We start from the raw sequence: 4,884 nt of genomic DNA, 5'->3' as shown, positions 1-4,884 counted from the left end.
CGATGCCGTCAGGGAATAGCTGGACCGCCCCTCTAAACGTGCTTCAGTTGCTCCACCTCGTACAATGTCCCAGCCGCCTGTAGGCTCGAGTTCTATACGGGTTGGGCCGCTGGATGCGACTCTGAATTCGTGCTGAACGGAAGCTGTGATATTAATTTTAAGTTCATTATCAGTATAATCCGCCTGGCCTAGATCGATTTCTTTATTATTTCCTATATTATACGTGATTGAACCTACGTATTCTCCATTGGCGATGGTCATTGGCGACTCGATTACTTTCATTTCATATCCAATTGAAATTTGATCTATTTTCACATCATTTAAAACAATGTTTGAGATGTTCTTTTCACATGTGTTAATGCCTTCAGGATGATTCCATGCATATATAAATTGGCTATTTCCCCTTGCATTACCAACGCCGGTGCAATTACCGTTCGGCGAGTTGCCCGCATTATTAAAATCATCTTTATCCCAACTGGCTACGTCTTTCATAAGTCGCATGCCAAGTAGAGAAATACGGAAACGTACCGAAATACTGCGACGGGTTGTTTTATCGTATAAGGTCGCTGTACGCCAGTTAGCATCAAGGTGCTGATAAGTATGATGACGCGGATCCGAGCTGTTGGTGTTAATTATACGATAATCCGCAGTGATATAGGTTCTGACGGAAAATGTGCCGGCAGGGCAAGTCCAGTTAGCACAATAACCAGATACTGGGGTGGTATTAGTAAATTCATTGTGAGCAGGATTAGTTGCAGAGGGCTTGAACTCGGTAGTGATTGCAAGTTCTTCCGCCAATGCAGATGACATTGACGCTATTATCATTAGCAAAAACACCAATGTGTTGAATGTTAATTTCATCTTTAATTCTCACAGGAATAAATTGTAGATGGCTATTTATTGATGCAAGGATATACCTTGAATTTTCTAACGCATACAAGAGCACTCTCAAATGTCTTATGAGAATGAGACTTCTCGTGGGGATACTTCTATATCAGGCTTGTTTGCAAAAAAATCCTCAAGATTATTTACTCTCAGCAAGAGTGTGAAATTGATTTGAGAGTGCTCTCATATAAGCCGGTGTTGGTTATCATGCATATTTATCAGCGTTAATTCAGCACAACCTCTCAAAAGGAAACTCCGGGGACGTGCTCATCCTGAGAGGAATGTTCATTGAGAAAGTTATTGTGTATAGCACTGTTGAGTGCTTGTGGCGTGGCAAATGCGATTCCGAATATTAATATCGGTGCCATGTATGAATTTATTGATGGAGAGAAAAGTACGCTATCTAAGCGGGTGCGTAATCAGGGCGATCAAACCGGTTACGTGCGCACCGAAGTCAGCGAGATTATTTATCTTAACGATGGCAAAAAGCAGGAACGTAAAATTGATGCGCAGGCTGCTGCAAAAGGTAATGTTGATGGCCTCATCTTTACTCCATCACGCATGATCATCCCGGCTAAGGGAATGCAGACTGGACGCCTCATCGTTACCGGTCAGCGTGATAAAGAGCGCTATTATCGTGTACGCTTTATTCCGGTAATGCCAAAGGACCAATATGAATTTAATCAGTCTAAGACAGAATTTGATGATTACCGTAAGAAGCTCAATGCTGGCGTAAATGTCTTGACCGGATATGGCGCGATGGTCATCGTCAGACCTAAAAATCAAGAATTTAATACTCAAATTGAAAACACTGAAAAAAGCGTCCTGATTAAAAATCGAGGTAACAGCAGCATTGCTATTGAGGCCGCTAAACAGTGTGTTAATAATAAGTGTCAGGATGAAAAAGGTACCATTTTGTTGCCTGGTAAAGATTACCGAATTCTAAAAAAATCAAATCATTCTATGCAATTTAATTTGCTGGAAGGTAGTAAGAAAACGCCAAAATTATTTGGCTAGTAACCAACCTAAATTGAGATTAAAAGCATGTTTAAAAAAATCGCGATTGCCGCATTAATCGTAGCGCCTGTCTCGGCTATGGCAGTAGATACTTTGGATTTCACCATTGAAGCTAATGTTCCGACCGATCGTCAATATGTACGCTTCTTGGATCAGGATTTTGGTACACAGACCCAAACTATGCAATGGGATGGTTATCAGCAACAATTAGAAAATATTTCCACAACTTTAGAAGCATTTAATAATGTCGGTAATATTGAAGCGTATCTGAGTTCAGTCGCATCACTTAGTGATGGCACAAATGACATCCCATTAAAAGTTGAAATCGGTAACAAAACTTTGGGGGTAGGGGCGCCAAATAAAGAAGAGATTGTACCTGCGGCAAATGCTGGTTCTGCACAGACTTTGAATATGGTGGTAAGTCCGAACTTCTCAGGTACGTATACGCCGGGAGATTATACTGGCACAGTGACTATGATGTTTGAGCACGGTATTTAATATTCCTTTCTGATAATAAGGACGCTTTCGCGTCCTTTTTTTAACGGAAAATACGATGTTGTTACTCAATAAAACACCTCTGGCTATCGCCGTGGCGCTGTTTTTTGCGCCACTAACGGTATCAGCTATGCCCATGGAAGATCTGGTAACCCAGGCGGATAATTTGCCTGACGATTTCAGTGCTCACTTCTTTGATGCACCGCTGCTGACCAAAGTCGAGCTGGATGGTGAATATTTGGGTGACGCCATGATCTTATTATCCCGGGCGAAAACCGTTCAACTGGTGAAATTCACGCAGTCGTCTGAGAGTAAATTACCGGTGGCGGCGCGCAGTCGCTGGAGCAAGATATTAAAAGAGACATCTCCTCTTGGGAAATGTGAAAAAGCTTGCCCGGAAGGATTGCTCAGCCTGCATTACAGTCTGGCCCAAACCACACTCTATATCGCTACTTCGGCGGCCAGTGAGAGTAAAGGCAAGGCAAAACATATTGCGCTGCCAGAAGAGGGTAGCAACGGTTTGATTTTGCGTAATCAACTCAATCTGGTCGGTGGCGAGCAACAGCCGTGGTCTGGCTCGCAAAATCTGCAACTGCAGGCCAGCGTTGGCAACTGGACCGCCAATGCCAGCAGCCAGCTGAGCCGCAGCGATATCGAAAACAGTGAAACGCAGGCGCGTGTCAGCTCACTCTATTTACAGCGAGAATTGCCGGGCACGGCGGTGCGAGCAGGTCTGTTTATGCCTGATTCGCAGGGCATTCTGCGTCAGCCGGTTATGCCAGGCCGCAGCAGCGTGAATACCCTTGTCGGCGTGATGGCCGGCAGTTCGGATACGCTGCTGGAAAGAGAGGCGCAGGCTAGTCTTTATCCGGTTTATGTCACGGCTAACCGTGATTCGATCGCCGAAATTTATCGTGATGGCGTGCTAATTAACAGCCAACCGGTGCAGCCGGGTATGCAGCAACTGAATACCACCATGCTGCCCGGCGGTATTTATGGCGTAGAAGTACGCCTGATAGAAGATGGCCGTGAAATTAGCCGTACGGAAGAGACCATTTATAAGTCCACCAGCTGGCGCAATCCGAATCGTCGCTGGCAGTACAATCTGTATGGTGGCGTTGAGCAGCAACTGGGCAATAACCGCTATAACCAGGCGGATGGCGATGCGGCCTTTGGTGTCAGCACCAACTATCTGCTGCATCCAAAGGTGATTGTGGGTGGCGCCGCGCAGCGTAATGCCGGCAGCAATCAGGTGGGGATCTCTACCGATATTCAATCCAGCCAGAACACACGTTTATACGGCAGTGCGGGTGTCAGCGATCAATGGGGTTCACGTTTTGATAGCCAGTTTAGCTGGCAGGTGCAGCCTCAGACCAGTTTGATGCTGAACCACAGCCAGAGCTGGTATCAAGATGAGAACAGCCGCTGCTCAGTTGACGCGTGCAGGACCAATAAACAGCACAACAGTGGCGCGACGGTGAATCATCGCTTGGGTACTGGCGATTCGCTTTCACTGCGCGGAACACATTACAGCCGTGAAGATGGCGTGGGCGTTGACGCTAACTGGCGCACACGTTTTTCGATAAAAAACACGCCGGTATCGCTCACATTGAATGCCTTTGATCGTCCATACAGCCAAAACGGCGCGTCCCGCAATCGCGGAGCCAATCTCAACTTGTCGTTCTCGCTTGGTGAGAATAAGCGCAGCGTGACAGCTTCTGTTGGCAGCCGAAATGATAATCGTGGTGGCCGCGATATGTTCGCTTCGGCGGGCGTGGTGCAATCCTTCGATCAGGGCACTATCGAGCGCGTTTCCGCCAGTGTGAACGGCGATCAATATGGTCTCGGCGGCAATCTGTATAGCGATTTTAAACATCGCTATGCCAGCGGTTCCGTGTATGCCCAACAATCCAGCGCATCACGTTCGTTAAGTGGTGGGATTAACATGAACAACACGTTGGCAATTGGCGGCGGCAAAGTGTCAGCTAGCCACAGCCCTGAAAGCTGGGCAAGCCATACCGGAATGATCATTGATGTCGAAAGTGACGATCCCAACGTCAGACTGAAAGCCTGGGACAGCAACGGTACCAGCAGCACGCTGCGCGCCGGGCGCAATTTTGTGCCGGTGAATGCGTGGAAGTCTGGGCAACTGCAAATTGATTTTGTCGGCAATGATGGTCCGGCGCTGAAAATCTGGCCCGCTGAGCTGCCTTATCACTTAAATAAAGGCGGCGTGGCGTCTGGAAAAGTGCGCGTGATGAAAACCGTTACGGTGATTGGCCGCGTTATCGACCATAAAGGCGAGCCGATGTCTGGGGCAAAACTGGTTAACCATGCGGGACATGGCATCGCGGAAAGCGACGGTTTCTTTGTCACAGACATGCATGAGCATACCCCTGAACTGTTGATCCATTCGCGGGAAGGCCAGCAATGCAAAGTCACGCTGGATACGGCCAATGCGAAACGCGAAAACAGCACGTTGATGGT

Annotated in this window: 4 protein-coding genes; 3 read left to right on the top strand and 1 reads right to left on the bottom strand. The window is 47.3% G+C overall.

What is annotated here, in order from left to right:
• Positions 1 to 861, bottom strand: an 861-nt coding sequence (locus RTY00_RS19440; RefSeq protein WP_312665615.1) for a hypothetical protein, incomplete at its 3' end; no start/stop codon positions are given.
• A 312-nt stretch (positions 862 to 1,173) separates the two neighbouring features.
• Here RTY00_RS19440 and RTY00_RS19435 point away from each other — a divergent pair.
• The 3 genes from RTY00_RS19435 to RTY00_RS19425 form a co-directional block, all read left to right on the top strand.
• Positions 1,174 to 1,902, top strand: a complete 729-nt coding sequence (locus tag RTY00_RS19435; protein ID WP_312665613.1) for a hypothetical protein — start codon at positions 1,174 to 1,176, stop codon at positions 1,900 to 1,902.
• 27 nt (positions 1,903 to 1,929) lie between these two features.
• Entirely contained in the window at positions 1,930 to 2,400 is a 471-nt protein-coding gene (locus tag RTY00_RS19430) for a CS1 type fimbrial major subunit (protein WP_312665611.1), read from the top strand.
• Positions 2,401 to 2,455: 55 nt separating this feature from the next.
• Positions 2,456 to 4,884, top strand: a 2,429-nt coding sequence (locus RTY00_RS19425) for a TcfC E-set like domain-containing protein (RefSeq protein ID WP_312665609.1), incomplete at its 3' end; no start/stop codon positions are given.

The organism is Pantoea sp. CTOTU49201, assembly GCF_032054795.1.
Classification (GTDB): Bacteria; Pseudomonadota; Gammaproteobacteria; order Enterobacterales; family Enterobacteriaceae; genus Pantoea; species Pantoea symbiotica.
Note: the sequence above shows the minus strand (reverse complement) of the source record. Positions and strands in the feature narration are given on the sequence as shown.

Bases quoted from the DNA above. Each gene is read 5' to 3' on its own strand.
- RTY00_RS19430 (WP_312665611.1), top strand. From the start codon at position 1,930: ATGTTTAAAAAAATCGCGATTGCCGCATTAATCGTAGCGCCTGTCTCG.